Origin of the sequence: Aquimarina brevivitae (genome assembly GCF_004216895.1) — a bacterium.
GTDB classification, from domain to species: Bacteria; Bacteroidota; Bacteroidia; order Flavobacteriales; family Flavobacteriaceae; genus Aquimarina; species Aquimarina brevivitae.
Genome location: NZ_SGXE01000002.1, coordinates 503,213 through 517,533 on the forward strand (window position 1 = coordinate 503,213; position 14,321 = coordinate 517,533).

General features: G+C 35.7%; 14 protein-coding genes and 1 riboswitch. Of the genes, 5 read left to right on the forward strand and 9 right to left on the reverse strand.

What is annotated here, in order from left to right:
• Positions 1–58 precede the first annotated feature (58 nt).
• From EV197_RS10035 to EV197_RS10050, 4 genes are all read right to left on the reverse strand, one after another.
• On the reverse strand, positions 59–1,141 hold the full coding sequence (locus EV197_RS10035) for an immunoglobulin domain-containing protein (protein ID WP_130286622.1): 1,083 nt from the start codon (positions 1,139–1,141) through the stop codon (positions 59–61).
• 116 nt (positions 1,142–1,257) lie between these two features.
• Positions 1,258–2,112 (reverse strand): ABC transporter ATP-binding protein, encoded by an 855-nt coding sequence (locus tag EV197_RS10040; protein ID WP_341273019.1) that lies wholly within the window; start codon positions 2,110–2,112, stop codon positions 1,258–1,260.
• A complete protein-coding gene (locus EV197_RS10045; protein WP_130286623.1) occupies positions 2,057–3,088 on the reverse strand; it encodes a FecCD family ABC transporter permease in 1,032 nt (343 codons plus the stop codon). The genes EV197_RS10040 and EV197_RS10045 overlap by 56 nt, the downstream gene beginning before the upstream one ends.
• The gene (locus EV197_RS10050) at positions 3,089–4,219 is read right to left on the reverse strand and encodes an ABC transporter substrate-binding protein (protein ID WP_130286624.1); all 1,131 of its coding nucleotides are present in this window, start codon (positions 4,217–4,219) and stop codon (positions 3,089–3,091) included.
• 103 nt (positions 4,220–4,322) lie between these two features.
• A riboswitch (cobalamin riboswitch) is annotated at positions 4,323–4,583 on the forward strand.
• Between the two features lie 74 nt (positions 4,584–4,657).
• Between EV197_RS10050 and EV197_RS10055 the strand changes: the two genes are divergently transcribed.
• Positions 4,658–6,616, forward strand: a complete 1,959-nt coding sequence (locus EV197_RS10055) for a TonB-dependent receptor plug domain-containing protein (RefSeq protein WP_130286625.1) — start codon at positions 4,658–4,660, stop codon at positions 6,614–6,616.
• Between the two features lie 41 nt (positions 6,617–6,657).
• On the opposite strand, the gene EV197_RS10060 is transcribed toward EV197_RS10055, so the two are convergent.
• Positions 6,658–8,100, reverse strand: a complete 1,443-nt coding sequence (locus EV197_RS10060; RefSeq protein WP_130286626.1) for a S41 family peptidase — start codon at positions 8,098–8,100, stop codon at positions 6,658–6,660.
• 148 nt (positions 8,101–8,248) lie between these two features.
• Here EV197_RS10060 and EV197_RS10065 point away from each other — a divergent pair, with 148 nt between their 5' ends.
• From EV197_RS10065 to EV197_RS10080, 4 genes are all read left to right on the forward strand, one after another.
• On the forward strand, positions 8,249–8,758 hold the full coding sequence (locus EV197_RS10065) for an RNA polymerase sigma factor (RefSeq protein WP_130286627.1): 510 nt from the start codon (positions 8,249–8,251) through the stop codon (positions 8,756–8,758).
• Positions 8,745–9,182, forward strand: a complete 438-nt coding sequence (locus tag EV197_RS10070; protein WP_130286628.1) for a hypothetical protein — start codon at positions 8,745–8,747, stop codon at positions 9,180–9,182. Before EV197_RS10065 ends, EV197_RS10070 begins: the two co-directional genes overlap by 14 nt.
• Positions 9,183–9,240: 58 nt before the next feature.
• Positions 9,241–9,780, forward strand: coding sequence for a DUF4252 domain-containing protein (locus EV197_RS10075; RefSeq protein WP_130286629.1), 540 nt, complete (start codon positions 9,241–9,243; stop codon positions 9,778–9,780).
• 84 nt (positions 9,781–9,864) lie between these two features.
• On the forward strand, positions 9,865–10,404 hold the full coding sequence (locus tag EV197_RS10080) for a DUF4252 domain-containing protein (RefSeq protein ID WP_130286630.1): 540 nt from the start codon (positions 9,865–9,867) through the stop codon (positions 10,402–10,404).
• Positions 10,405–10,460: 56 nt separating this feature from the next.
• Here EV197_RS10080 and purB read toward each other — a convergent pair whose 3' ends face one another.
• From purB to EV197_RS10100, 4 genes are all read right to left on the reverse strand, one after another.
• Complete coding sequence (gene purB, locus EV197_RS10085; protein ID WP_130286631.1) at positions 10,461–11,804, reverse strand: adenylosuccinate lyase; 1,344 nt, start codon at positions 11,802–11,804, stop codon at positions 10,461–10,463.
• A 76-nt stretch (positions 11,805–11,880) separates the two neighbouring features.
• Complete coding sequence (locus tag EV197_RS10090) at positions 11,881–12,570, reverse strand: CPBP family intramembrane glutamic endopeptidase (protein ID WP_130286632.1); 690 nt, start codon at positions 12,568–12,570, stop codon at positions 11,881–11,883.
• A 110-nt stretch (positions 12,571–12,680) separates the two neighbouring features.
• The gene (locus EV197_RS10095) at positions 12,681–13,235 is read right to left on the reverse strand and encodes an adenylosuccinate lyase (protein ID WP_130286633.1); all 555 of its coding nucleotides are present in this window, start codon (positions 13,233–13,235) and stop codon (positions 12,681–12,683) included.
• A gap of 10 nt (positions 13,236–13,245) precedes the next feature.
• The gene (locus EV197_RS10100; protein ID WP_130286634.1) at positions 13,246–13,926 is read right to left on the reverse strand and encodes an SIR2 family NAD-dependent protein deacylase; all 681 of its coding nucleotides are present in this window, start codon (positions 13,924–13,926) and stop codon (positions 13,246–13,248) included.
• Positions 13,927–14,321 lie beyond the last annotated feature (395 nt).

Consider the following 14,321-nt stretch of genomic DNA (forward strand, 5'->3'; position numbering starts at 1 on the left):
GATAAATATTTACTTGATAACGTTGCTGATGTAATTGGAGATTAACGATTATTAAGTACTAATTATTTACTCGATAAGTTACCCTTCTGTTGGTAATTACGCTGCAAGATTTGGTTACTAATGAAACTATAACTCTATTCGTACTTACACAGCCACTTGTAGTATTTCTTGTTTCTGCATAATAACTGCCTGCTGTCGAAGTCGTATATGAAGTATTGTCTGATAATAATAAAGTACCTCCCGTGGCGGCATCATACCAATCTACAGTTTCTCCGGGACCAACGGTAACTGTTAGAGTTCCTGAGCTACCGCTACATATGGTTTGATCTCCATTACTGGTTGGAGTAGTAGGATTGCCGCTTACTGTAACATCAACCGAATTTGTATCACTGTATCCGTTAGTATCTGTTACGGTTACTGTATAAGTATAAGTACCTGTACTGGTAATACCTGATTCTGTAGGATTTTGTACAGCAGAACTAAATGAATATCCTCCCGGCCCTACACCAGACCAACTAAAAGTAGCAGTAGTACTTCCTGCTCCCGAAGGGTTTGCAAAAAGATTTAAAGTCTGACCCACACAAATAGGTCCATTGGAAGATGGAGTAGCACTTAGCGTACCTCCACCATCGTTGATATCTCCAAATTCGTTATCTACACCGCCACCTCCGTTACACGATGCATAAACGACACCTCCAATCGATAGTGTTTTTGTGGCATTACAAGGACTATCTTCTACCAATCTTCCTCCCTGAAGGACTATTGATGCATCTGAGGGTAAAGCTAAATTAGTATTGTTACTTGTCCATTCCATAAAACCACCGGTCACCAGAGTTATCGATGAGGTATCTAAAGAAGAGTTTGAACTTATAAACAAAGTACCAGACCCAACTGTGAGAGAATTAAAGGTATTAGGAATACTTGAATTTAATGTTACATTATATCCCTGAATAAAAACGTCGTTAGTTCCCGCAACCTGACCAGGATAAGTTGTCGCGGTTACCCAAGAAGTTCCATTATAAACTTCCCATATACCTACATCTGTCCAGTTACCAGAAGCTACAGTTCGATAATCATTTACCGATTGCGCATTAATTACAGATACGACAAAAAGTAATAAAACAGTATAAATTCTTTGCATAGATATCAATATCACTGCGCAAATAACGAAAAAAAGTAGGTAATAGCCTAATATTTAAGAATAAATTGTGTTTTTTATCGGTAAAAAACGTTTTATATCGATATTTTTTTATGGTTTTACCCTCGTATTTTGTAGCTGCCTGTTTTTTCGTCAAATAGAATAAGATCGTCAGGAAATAGGGAAGAAAAAGCTTTACATTGTATCAATTCTTTGGGTCTTCCAAATTCAAAACCTTCAGGATTCATAACCATCATTTTATCGCAAAGTTGTATAGCAAAATCAATATCATGAGTAGAAAATAAAATGGTTTTTTTAGTTTCAAAAGCAAGTCGTTTTAATAGCTTTAAAATATAAGCTCTATGATAGACATCTAAATGTGTGGTGGGTTCATCAAGTATGATAAATGGAGTATCTTGTGCAATAGCCCTGGCAATAAGTACTTTTTGCAATTGTCCATCGCTAAGCTCAAAGCATCGTTTAGCAATCAAATCAGTGATATGTGTAACCTCGATTGCACGTTTTACCTTTTCTACATCGTCTTCGGCCAGTTTACCCACCCAATTCGTATACGGTAGTCTTCCTAAGGCTACAAGTTCCTGCACGGTTAGGTTCTTGGATGCTATCTGTTCGGTTAACACCACACTTAGCTGCGAGGCAAGTTCTAGATTCTTATACTCCTCTAATTTTTTGTTAGATAATAAAATTTTACCGTGTAACTGTGGTTGTACTCCAGATAGGGTTCTTAATAAGGTGGATTTACCTATACCATTTGCACCCACAAGACCGATGAGCTCTCCTTCGTATAGCTGAAGATTAATATCTGCAGCTACAACGAGCAAATCTTTCTTGGTTCGATATCCTATAGAAAGGTCTTCTGTTTTTAAAACGATATTTAGCTTTTCTGTCTCGATAGTATTAAAATAACATTTTACGTTTTCGTACCAGTAACCAAATGACCACTGGTGCTCCAATTAATGAGGTAATTGCATTGATAGGCAACGTATATTCGGTAAACGGTAATTGTGCCACCGTATCGCAAATGAGCATAATAATGCTACCCATTAAGAGTACAGCTGGGACTAAGATTTTATGGTCAGAGGTATGGTATAATTGTCGTGTTAAATGAGGTACTGCCAACCCAATAAACGCAATTGGGCCAGCAAATGCCGTAATTCCACCTGCTAACAATCCTGTAGCTATTATGATGATGAGTCGACTAACTTTGATATTTAATCCCATGCTTTTAGCATAATTTTCGCCTAGTAGCAAGGTGTTTAAAGGTTTAATACTAGCTATGGTTAGTAAAATACCGAAAGAAAATATAATTACAAATAATAGTAAATCGTGCCAAGACAAGTTGCCGAGACTTCCAAATCCCCAAAATATATATTGTTGTAGTTGTTGTGCAGGAGCAAAATAGGATAGCACGCTTACTACTGCGGCAGTAATACTCCCAAACATCAAACCGATGATAAGTATAGCCATAGTGTCTTTTACTCGTATCGATACCAGCAACACAGCAAAAAGTACAATGATACTACCTAAACTTGCAGCAATTACCAGCCCCCATTTCGAAATTAAAAAATCGGATAGGACCAAGCTTAAACTACTACTCCCCAAAATCAATAGGGCTACCCCAAGACTTGCCCCTGAGCTTATTCCTAAGACAAAAGGTCCCGCAAGAGGATTTCTAAAAAGGGTTTGCATCAATAGACCAGATACGCCTAATCCACTGCCCACCAGTACTGCGGTTATTGCTTTTGGCAAACGGTAATCTAAAACAATCAAGCGCCACGATTCCTTTTCTACGGCTCCACCTGTAAGGCTATAAAAAATATCTAACCAGGGAATAATCACAGAGCCAAGACTGATATTAGTAATGAAGCAAGCAGCCATTACTATAAATATAAGAAAAAAGGTTAGCGTATATGATTTGCGTAAGGTCAATTAATTCAGTTTTTCAAAAAAATAAAGGTCGTAATTTTTTAGTAATTCGGGGTGTGCAATTTTAACGATATCTTTTAAAATTAAATCGGGACGCATCGGCCCAAGCTCATAATATAATACACCTCCATTTAATCCCTTTTTAAGGGTTGGCGAATATACTTTTTTATTTTTATATGCGTCAAATAGGCTGTAGTTATGATTTTTGCTAGCCAATTGGGCTAAAGAATTAGCACTCCCAGAGCTAAACCAAATATCGGCATTTTGTGCCGTATCTAAGGCACTTTCAAAACTTAATGCTATGCTACCTGTTTTATCAGTATTTTTCCATAGGTAATTTGTTTGGGCATCTTTATACATTTGAGCAAGAAAACTATGACCCCCTGGCGCATACCAAACATCCTTAAACATATCACCAGATAATACCGTAGGTTTCTTTGTTACGGAAATCGCATTTTGTTTCACCTTCTGATATTCTTGCGCAATAGTGGTAAATATACTGTCTGCTTTTTGTTCTTTGCCATAAAAGGCAGCAATAAATTTTATCCATTCTGCTCGTCCCAAAGGATGTTGCTCGGTCCACGATCCGTTCATCACCACTGGGATACCGGTTTTACCTATAAGGTCATACGCTTTGGTGTCGCCGGTCGTCGAAAATCCAATAACTACATCAGGATCAAGTTCTAATACAATTTCAGTGTTTAGATCCCTTTCGGAGCCTAATTCTTTTACTTGTCCTTTTTCAATTAAGCGGCGTGTCTTTTCGGAAGTTATATAATTGGTGTTGGGAAAGCCCACTAGAGAGCCTTCTACTTCTAAATACTCTAAAATCGGAATATCCGTTGATGAGGTAATTATTGTTTTTTCTATCGGTACTGGAATAAAAATCGCTTTTTCTGCAATTGTTGGTCTTTGGGTGCCTTTAGGATATAATATATAGGTAAGACTTTTCTTAGATTCTGGCCAGGGAGAGGAAACCTCTATTTTTTTATACGTATCAAACGTTTTGATACTGAAACCTGAGGCATATGTAACCTCTTGTTCCTGAAGTGTATAATCTGTTGAGGTAGTTTCTTGTTTTTTTATACAAGAATTGAAGCTAAACAAAAGGAAGAAAAAGGTAAGGTAACGCATTCTTTTTTTTGTAAAAGTACTAAATGGAATTTTCAATTAGAAGCATAACAGTATTCAAAAGAGATTATGAACAATTGATTATATGAATTCATTTAAAAATTATATTTTCGCCCTGAATTTTGGTTCCTCTTCATGAAACAAATGAAAAGGATTAAAAGGGAATCAGGTGAAATAAGTTTTGTTTACTTAAAAATTATCAATCCTGAGCTGTTCCCGCAACTGTAAGCTTGTTTGTGTAAAGCAAACGTATCCGAAAGGAGGTTGTTATTAAAACTTCAAATACCACTGTCCAGAAAAATACTAAGGATGGGAAGGTCAATAACAATACGCAAGCCAGGAGACCTGCCTTAATTCGTTAATCAAACTTTCGGGATAAAGGTTTGGGTATGGGTAAACTACATACTTTTTTCCCTTAATTTTTAAATTAAGTAAATTAAAATGAACAAATCAAAAGTATTAGCAGCTTTATGTATAGCTGTTAATGGGGCATTTCTTTTTGCACAGCAAAAAGAAACGGAACAAGACGTTGAAGCATTAGAAACAGTAGTTATTTCTGATTCCAAATTTGCTTTAGAACGCGAAAAAAGCGGAAAAGTAATTACAACAATCTCTCAGCAAGAATTAGAGCGCAGCCAGGGGCAATCTGTAGCAACTGTGCTAAACCGCGTTGCAGGAATAGAGATTAATGGTAGCAGTAGTGCGCCAGGACAATCACTCAGTTATTTTATACGAGGAGGTAGAAATCGGCAAGTTGTAATCCGGGTTGATGGTTTAACAGTCAGTGATCCTTCTTTTATCACCAACGAATTTGACCTTCGCTTGCTAGCTGTAGATAATATTGCAAATATCGAAATACTGAAAGGGGCTTCCAGTACATTATACGGGTCTGGTGCTTCTACTGCTGTGATTAATATCACCACTAAAAAACCAAAGGATAACCGTATCAATGCAAATTTTCAATCGACTATTGGTACTAACCAGTCGCAAGAAGATCAGGATTATGATCTCAGTGAATTCGTAAATTCCGTGGGCCTTAATGGAACGCTCCATAAACTAACCTACGTTGTAGGATTTAGCAATCATTTTGCAGATGACTTATCGGCAGCAGAGAAATTACCAAATGATACCTCTGATGCTACATTCAAAGATGATGCATTTTCTAGATATAATGTTAATGCAAGGGTAGGATATACCTTTTCAGAGGCGTTCAAATTAGAAGTATTTGGTAGTCTTAATGAATTTAAGAATCAATTTGATAGCGGAGCTGGTGCTGATGCAGAATTTGACTCGGATAGCGAGCAGATGGAAGCGGGTTTTGTAGCCACATATTCCTATAAAAATGGAAATTTCGTCATAAATAATCGGTATTCTTTACTGGAAAGAACGTTTTTAGCGGATACTTATGCGACCCTAACGGATAGTAGGTTTTATTCATATGATATGTATAATAAATATAGTATTGATAATACATTTTACACCGTTGTAGGGGTTAACGGATCAAATAGTGATTACAATGGTTTTAGTGCAGCCTCAAGAAATGATGACTTTGTACAAACTATAAATGATAATCAAGCAGATTTCGATATTATTGATCCTTATGCAAACTTGGTCTATACTTCAGATTTTGGTTTTAACATCAACGTAGGGGCACGATTAAACATACATAGTGAATACGATAATCAATTGGTATACAGTATTAATCCTTCCTATAGCTATACGTTTGACAATAGTTATATCAAGGGACTGTTTTCGTATTCTACCGCATATATTACTCCTTCTTTATTTCAACTCTACTCACCTAATTTTGGAAATACGGACTTGGAACCCGAAGAAAATAGTACTATAGAGTCAGGTATAGAGTTTTCAAGAAATAACAACTTGAGGTTAAGCGTGGTCTACTTTTCAAGAAAAGAAAAGAATTTTGTCAATTTTGTGGATACCGGAGGTTTTGTTTTTCAATACCAAAATGTAAGTGAAGATTTCGATACTTATGGATTAGAAGTTGAAGCCACTGCTAAATTATTGGATAATAAATTAGATGTTTCTGGTAATTTCACCTATACTAATTTAGATGATGTACAATCTTCAGTTCGTATACCTGAAATAAAAGCAAATGCAAATATTGGCTATCAGCTAAGTTCTAAAGCCTATTCTTCTTTGAATTTCCAATATGTAGATGCTAGAGATGATAGCTTCTTCAATTTAAATACTTTTTCTTCAGAAGACGTAGTGCTAGACTCTTATATGCTTTTTGACTGGTACGTTAATTATCAGCTGTTAGAAAACATGAAGATTTTTGCCGCGGTAACAAATATTACTAACGAAGAATACCAAGAGCTTTTTGGATTTGGTACTCGAGGTAGAAATGCCAAGATAGGTTTCAACCTCAGTTTTTAAATAAAAAATCCCCTTCTTTTACATAGAAGGGGAACATTTTTTTATTTCATTTTTTTCGGGTCGAACTTTGTATACATGCGTTCATAATCTGGATTGATCATATTACTATCTCCTAAGTTCTCTAAGATATTAAAATCTTGTAGAGGAGCTATCCGATTGCCTAAAATGTAATCTGCTGCCGTTTGTAATAAAGGTTCATTCAACTCTCCTAATGTACCTGCATTAGCATAATCCTCTGCAAGTTCTATATCAGGGATAAATCCTTCGTAGTAGTCGGTATACCCCACAGAATTTGCCGATTTTAGAACTAACGGCTGAATGGCGTAGGTGTGACCTGGATTAGCGCCTTGTCTACCGAAATTGTTAGAATCGTATAAGGTAATTGAAGCCTGAAATTTACCTCGTGTCGCTGTTCCGATTTGAATCACTTCAATATAAGGATCAAGTCCATTGATAACCAGTTCACTAGCCGAAGCAGAACTTCTTGTGGTTAATACAAAAAGTCTACTAAGGTTGAGACTATTAATAGCAGCTCCTGTTCTGATCGTATTATCAAATAAGTTAGTATCACCAAATTGTGCCTGTCGATCTTCATTCCATTGCTCTGTGGAAAAAACCTGACCATTAAATTGACCGGTGATCATACTCGATAAGTCGATTGCTGTAGTAACTGAACCACCACCGTTGTAGCGTAAATCTAAAATAAGATCAGTAACTCCAGCAGATTGAAATTGTCCAAACGCCTGATTTAATTGCGTATCAAAATCACCGGTAAAGCCATTATACATAAGGTAGCCAACGGGGTTTCCACCAATATCAAGTGTTTTTGCAATATACACTGGATTTTCTGTGTACTGTACTTTAGTTAATGGAATGGATTCTCCGGTAGGTGTAACCGTATTACCATCAAAAGTAGCCAATCCTATAGTATAAGATTCGCGATCGATTAAGCTTCTAAAGTTTTGATCATCTATTTGGATACCATCTATGGTATTAAATATGTCACCGCGTTGTATTCCTTTGGTTTCCGCATCCGTACCGGGAAGTACATAACGAACAAAACCAAAGACTAAGGATTGATTAGGCTCTGGATAACGCACTAAGCCAAATTCCATTCCATTATTTAAGGTAATACCGTCTAGTGCTTGCTCTAAAGCAATATAATTATCCACCAAAAAGCTAAAGTCATCCACCGGTAGTCCACTAGCAGCATCGATATCATCTGTTACAATATCCTCAAAAATAGTTTCAGGAGAAGTGAATCCGTTTAAGTAATCCGTATACTCTTGATTAGAATTAAAGCGATCATTCGCCAAATCCGGTACTAATCCTTTGTATAGATAAAAGGCATTCATGCCTTTCCATATATAGTCCTTTATCTCTAAACTAGTGGCAAAACTGGGCGAATCATCATTATCACTAAAACAACTTACCCATACTAAGCTGATGGTAAAAAGTAAAGTAAACAATAAAGTCTTTCTCATATAATTTTCTTTATAAAACCTTAAAAATAGCAAGTTTATTATAATTTTTTGATTTCAATGTAACAAATTAAAGGTATAGTCGTCTCCCTTATATAAAACTAACAGTACTGAAGTTGTAAAATAGTTTTAATAACAACTAACCAATAGAATGAAAGAAAGCGCATTTATAGCACTTACTAACGGATTTAAGGATAAGCTTTTTCGCTTTGCAAAAAGGTTATTGGTAAGTCAGGAGGAGGCAGAAGATGCCACACAAGAGGTGCTGTTGAAATTATGGAAAAACAAAGGCAAAATAGGTGAGTATAAAAATATTGAGGCCTTTGCGATGACAATGACAAAAAATTATTGTTACGATAAGTTAAAAGCTAAAGAAAATAACAATTTAAAAATCGTACACAGTAATTACAAGGACGAACGACCATCTTTGCAGCGACAAGTAGAAGCTAAAGATAGTGTTAGCTGGGTTGGTAAAATATTAGATACGTTACCAGAGCAACAAAGAATGATCATTCAACTTAGAGATATTGAAGAATATGATAATGCGGAAATTGCCAAAATGTTAGATATCAATGAATCAGCAGTACGAGCAGCAATAAGCCGAGGAAGAAAAAAAATTAGAGAAGAATTAACAAAAAAGCACAATTATGGAGTTGGCTAGAATTGAAAAATTATTGGATAAGTATTTTGAAGGCGAAACGACCATTTCTGAAGAAAAAGAATTAAAGGTTTACTTTACCGGAGAAACTGTGCCGTCGCATCTGGAGAAATACAAAGATCTGTTTGGCTATTTTTCAGCTCAAAGTAATGTAGTAGCTACTAGGGCAACCACATTACCCAAAGCAAATAATCTCAGATTTTTATATCCATTTATCGGAGTAGCTGCATCAGTAGCGATTGTATTAGGAGTATTTTTCTATAACCCTAATACCACGGAAGCTACAGGAACTTATGAAGATCCAGAAGTAGCACTTCAAAAAACTAAAGAAGTCCTCAATTTAGTTGCACAATATATGAATGAGGGCAAAAAAGATCTGGTGTATCTGAATGAATTCGAAAACACCACCAATAAACTATTAAAATAAAGAAATAATCAATACTCAAACAATCAATCAAGATTAAGAGTTTTAAAACGAACGTATTATGAAAAAGTTAGTAATTATTTTTATGATGGCACTTGTACCTTATTTATCGGTAGCACAAGGAGCATTTGACAAATATGAAAACATGAAGGATGTTTCATCAGTAGTCATCACCAGTAAAATGTTTAAGTTATTAAGCAAAATCGATGTAGAGTCAAAAGACGCAGAAGTACAAGAGTATATGAATCTTGTCGAAAAGATAAACAACATTAAGGTTTTTGCTACCTCTAGTGCTGATGTAGGAAAGAAGATGAAATCGGATGTAGATAAATACCTTAATAGCTCTTCATTAGAAGAATTGATGCGAGTGAATAGCGATGGGAAAAATGTGAAATTTTATTCCAAACCAGGTAAAGATGAAGATCACGTTAGCGAATTGTTTATGTTCATTGATGGTGTAAAAGAAGCAGGCGATGAAGGACCAAATACTGTGGTACTTACTTTAGTTGGCGATATTGATTTAAAACAAATTTCTAAGTTGACCGATAAAATGAACATCCCTGGAGGAGAAGAGCTTAAAAAAGTAGAAAAGAAAAATTAAACAATAGTTAGTGCATAAATGGGCTTCGAAGTTTAGCTTCGAAGTCTATTTGATCTAAACCATAATCAATCAAAAAAAACAATTATGAAATATATAACCAAAATATTAGCATTGCTTTGTTTGTCTATAGTAGTGCTAAGCTGTAACAACGAACCATCCTTACAACAATACTATGTGGATCATCAAAATGATCAGGATTTTATTGCAGTAGATATTCCTTCAAGCTTATTGAATAAGGATAAAGTGGAACTTTCTAAAGATGAAAAAGAGGCCTTAGAGAGTATAAAAAAAGTTAATTTTTTGGCAATTCCATTAAACGAAAACAATAAAAATAGAATAGCTGAAGAATCTGAAGCAATTAACAAGATACTAAGTGCTGAGAAATACCAAACCCTAATGCGATTTGGTTCTAATGGTATGCGAGCAGTGCTGAAATACCAAGGAGAAGATGATGATATCGATGAGGTTATTGTATTTGCAACAGATCAGGAAAAAGGATTAGCCTTAGTACGCTTATTAGGCGACAATATGCGACCAGAAAAAATGGCAATGCTTATGAAATCTGTAGAAAAAGGAAATGTAAACCTCAGTGCTTTTGAAAGTATTGCGAAATCCTTCGATTAGGTTAAAATGATATAAAACAAAAAAGCTTTAGAGAAATCTAAAGCTTTTTTTATGTTTTAAATACCTGTGTAATTGGCAGGTGTAATTTGTTTTAATTCGTTTTTAATCGCATCTGACACGGATAATGTATCAATAAATTCAGCAATAGAGTGTTGGTTGATTTTCGCGTTCGTACGCGTTAATCCTTTAAGTGCTTCATAAGGATTTGGATATCCTTCTCTTCGTAATATAGTCTGTATTGCCTCAGCAACTACTGCCCAGTTGTTTTCTAAGTCCTGAGCAAATTTCTCTTCATTTAAAAGTAATTTGTTTAACCCTTTTAAACTTGCCTGAAAAGCGATTAAGGTATGTCCAAAAGGTACCCCAATATTTCTTAATACCGTACTATCCGTTAAATCGCGCTGCAAACGACTAATAGGAAGTTTTGAAGCTAAGTGTTCAAATAGGGCATTGGCAATACCTAAGTTACCTTCGCTATTTTCAAAATCGATCGGATTTACCTTGTGTGGCATAGCTGAAGAGCCTACTTCTCCTTTTTTAATTTTTTGTTTAAAATAATCCATAGAGATGTAGGTCCAGATGTCACGATCCAAATCAATAAGTATGGTGTTTATTCGTTTTAATCCATCAAAAAGCGCTGCTGCGTGATCGTAATGTTCGATCTGCGTAGTAGGGAAGGAGTGATGTAACCCTAATCTAGATTGTACAAAATCAGTTCCAAAAGCTTTCCAATCTATCGAAGGATAAGCTACTTTATGGGCATTATAATTACCGGTAGCTCCGCCAAACTTGGCTGCACTAGGTATGTCTTTGAGTTGTTCGAATTGTGCTTCAAAACGTGCAACAAAAACTGCAAATTCTTTTCCTAAACGAGTAGGAGATGCAGGTTGTCCGTGCGTTCTTGCCAACATAGGGATGTCTTTCCAAGCCGCAACTAGTGACTTTAATTTTTCAAGTAGTTCTTGAAAAACAGGGATATAAACATCGCTTATGGCTTCTTTAATACTAAGTGGTATGGCAGTATTGTTAATATCCTGAGAGGTCAGTCCAAAATGAATAAACTCTTTATGCGCTGACAACCCAAGAGCATCAAATTTTTCTTTGATAAAATATTCTACCGCTTTGACATCGTGATTGGTAACTTTTTCAATGTCCTTTATAGCCTGCGCATCAGCTGCAGTAAAATGTTTATAAATAGCTCTAAGCTTATCAAATAGTGCAGTGTCAACTCCTTTTAATTGTGGTAAAGGTAACTCGCATAATGCGATAAAATATTCTATCTCAACGAGGACTCTATATTTAATAAGCGCTTCTTCACTAAAATAAGCACTCAGTGCTTTTGTTTTAGAAGCATATCTACCATCAATAGGAGATATAGCTTGTAGTGCAGATAAGGACATAATGTTGTGTTGTTTTTTTGAAAGCTGCAAAGATAGGCGATAAGATCGAATTTAGAAATTTAGTTATCAATTAGATTTAAACTCTATCCATCATAGATACGGTATTTAAAATACAATGTGCCAGTATAAGTGGCCACAGGTTTCTGCCGAATTTAACGTAAGCTATACCCATTATAAGCCCTATAAACCCAGTACTCAGGGATCTTAAAGAAAAATCATAAGAGTGCCTGAATCCAAAAATCGCGGCTTGTAGCATTACTGCCAAAATGGTAGCGATAGAAGTAAAAGAAAAAACACGTTCTAACCAATTCAGTAAAAATCCTCTATCTAATAGCTCTTCTAAAGCTGATTCGAGTAAGATTAAAGGTAAAATTTGAAAAAACAGTGGCCAATTATCTTTTAAATTACCAAATTTAGAAACGGCTTCAGCGGAAGAATTATCTGGCTTTATGGTTTCAGAAAAAGCATCTTTTAACAGTTCTACACCTATCATTGTAATGATAACAGTCACTAAAATTAAAAGCGAAATTCCGATCATTCTTAATAGACTATTTGGTTTAGTTAATCCTAAATCTTTCCAGCTTATATTTCTTGACCTCATTCTCCAGTTTGCAACGATTAAAGTGGTTAATGACCAAAACAACCCATTAACAATAAAGCTTAGTTTTGGAAAATATAATTCCCTTATTAAAAACATAACCGTTACATAAAGGATTAGGTCAACTAGAAAAGCAAGTTGCGGTGTGGTTCTGAGCTTTGATTGCATGAAGTGAAGTGCTATAGGTTGTAGGATATAAGTAGGAATTTTTATCCTTTTGTTACACCCTTATTGTAATAATGTATAAATGATACGACCCTTATAGCGAATAATACGTATTAAGTAAGCTCCTTTAATACTTTGCGCGCTCTTGCTTTATACGCAGCGCTACCTTTGTCGTAGTTTTGTAGTAATAAGAGCTTTAATTCTGGGTGCACCCACTCAACATCGTTGCCTAATAAATATAAGGAGGTCATTGCGTAGGCCTTGGCCGCTACTTTTTGGGAAGTAATTAACCAATCGAAGCAAAGCGCGACCATTTTCTCTTTTTGTGCTAATGTTAAATTTAGTGTTGTTGTTTTTTGCTTGTAGTACGCATAGGTTAAATATTCACAGATTTTTGCCATAGGGCGTACGGCAGGATCTTGATAAACCAGTTTAGCACAGCTAAGAAATGCATTGATGTGAGGCAGTAGCACGCTAAGATCTTTACCACAGACAAATTCCAATACCCAGGCAGCCTTACAGGATATGTCTTCATCTATCTTTCCGCAAATATCTATTACATCTGGGATGGATTCAGGATGCCTTAGTAGGTATTCCGCGACTTCATTTCTTTTTGCTCTTGAGTGATTAAGTGTCTCTAATAGTTGTATTTCTATGAATGAAGACATTGGTTTTTGATTAATTGTTTAATAGCTCTTCCGCTACCTTTGGCACGCCTATCGTAGCCTTCTCTTCGTAAATCTTTAAATTTGGTTGAGGCGCAATCGCTGGATTAGGATCGATAAAATACATGGGGGTTCCGTGTGCTGCGTATTGCACTAAGCTTGCGGCAGGATATACTTGCATAGAGGTGCCGATGATCATTAGAATGTCTGCTTCGCTAGTAATTTCCATAGCCCTTTCCATCATAGGTACTTGCTCTCCAAACCAAACAATATGTGGTCGTAATTGGCTGTTATGCTCACAATAATCCCCGATACATAGGTCTGTTTTCCAATCCAAAATGAGATCTTCGTCAAATTGACTCCGTACCTTTAATAATTCACCATGCAAATGAATTACCTTACTACTACCTGCACGTTCATGCAGGTCATCCACATTTTGCGTAATAATAGTAACCTCAAATTGATCCTCGAGCTCTTTTAGGGCGTGGTGGGCTTTGTTTGGAGTTACGGTTAATAATTGAGCTCTCCGTTTATTATAAAAATCGAGCACTAAAGCTGGATTTTTTTCCCAACCTATAGGCGAAGCTACTTCCATAATATCGTGACCTTCCCACAGACCATCATCCCCTCTAAAGGTGTTGATCCCACTCTCGGCACTGATACCTGCACCGGTTAATACCACAATCTTTTTCATGCGTTACCTTTTTAATCTTTGGAAAATTACACAAAATTCATTGGTTGTAAAACCTATTGGGTCATAAGAATAGCTATAAGGTTTCTAAGTAGGTACACATCAGTTATAGATCATACAGATCTGTAACATTTTTAGGGTACTGATATGAAGCTACCAGAGCATTAAATACAATTGTAATACTAAGTATCCTCTTTTTTCGTTCTAGAGAAGTGATTATTTTTTATCGTTTAATTGTTTGATTTAAACGATGATAAGTATTTGAAATATATAAAATAGTAAAAATTAACAGTACTTAAATTGCGGTAATACCGCATCAGTAAAACCTACAATTAGAGTATCTTGTAGGAAGAATATGACATTATTACTAAACAACTTTTATTAATTAATCCTATACC

Coding starts and splice junctions, on each gene's coding strand:
- EV197_RS10035 (WP_130286622.1), bottom strand. CDS start 1,141: ATGCAAAGAATTTATACTGTTTTATTACTTTTTGTCGTATCTGTAATT.
- EV197_RS10050 (WP_130286624.1), bottom strand. CDS start 4,219: ATGCGTTACCTTACCTTTTTCTTCCTTTTGTTTAGCTTCAATTCTTGT.
- EV197_RS10055 (WP_130286625.1), top strand. CDS start 4,658: ATGAACAAATCAAAAGTATTAGCAGCTTTATGTATAGCTGTTAATGGG.
- EV197_RS10060 (WP_130286626.1), bottom strand. CDS start 8,100: ATGAGAAAGACTTTATTGTTTACTTTACTTTTTACCATCAGCTTAGTA.
- EV197_RS10065 (WP_130286627.1), top strand. CDS start 8,249: ATGAAAGAAAGCGCATTTATAGCACTTACTAACGGATTTAAGGATAAG.
- EV197_RS10070 (WP_130286628.1), top strand. CDS start 8,745: ATGGAGTTGGCTAGAATTGAAAAATTATTGGATAAGTATTTTGAAGGC.
- EV197_RS10075 (WP_130286629.1), top strand. CDS start 9,241: ATGAAAAAGTTAGTAATTATTTTTATGATGGCACTTGTACCTTATTTA.
- EV197_RS10080 (WP_130286630.1), top strand. CDS start 9,865: ATGAAATATATAACCAAAATATTAGCATTGCTTTGTTTGTCTATAGTA.
- purB (WP_130286631.1), bottom strand. CDS start 11,804: ATGTCCTTATCTGCACTACAAGCTATATCTCCTATTGATGGTAGATAT.
- EV197_RS10090 (WP_130286632.1), bottom strand. CDS start 12,570: ATGCAATCAAAGCTCAGAACCACACCGCAACTTGCTTTTCTAGTTGAC.
- EV197_RS10095 (WP_130286633.1), bottom strand. CDS start 13,235: ATGTCTTCATTCATAGAAATACAACTATTAGAGACACTTAATCACTCA.
- EV197_RS10100 (WP_130286634.1), bottom strand. CDS start 13,926: ATGAAAAAGATTGTGGTATTAACCGGTGCAGGTATCAGTGCCGAGAGT.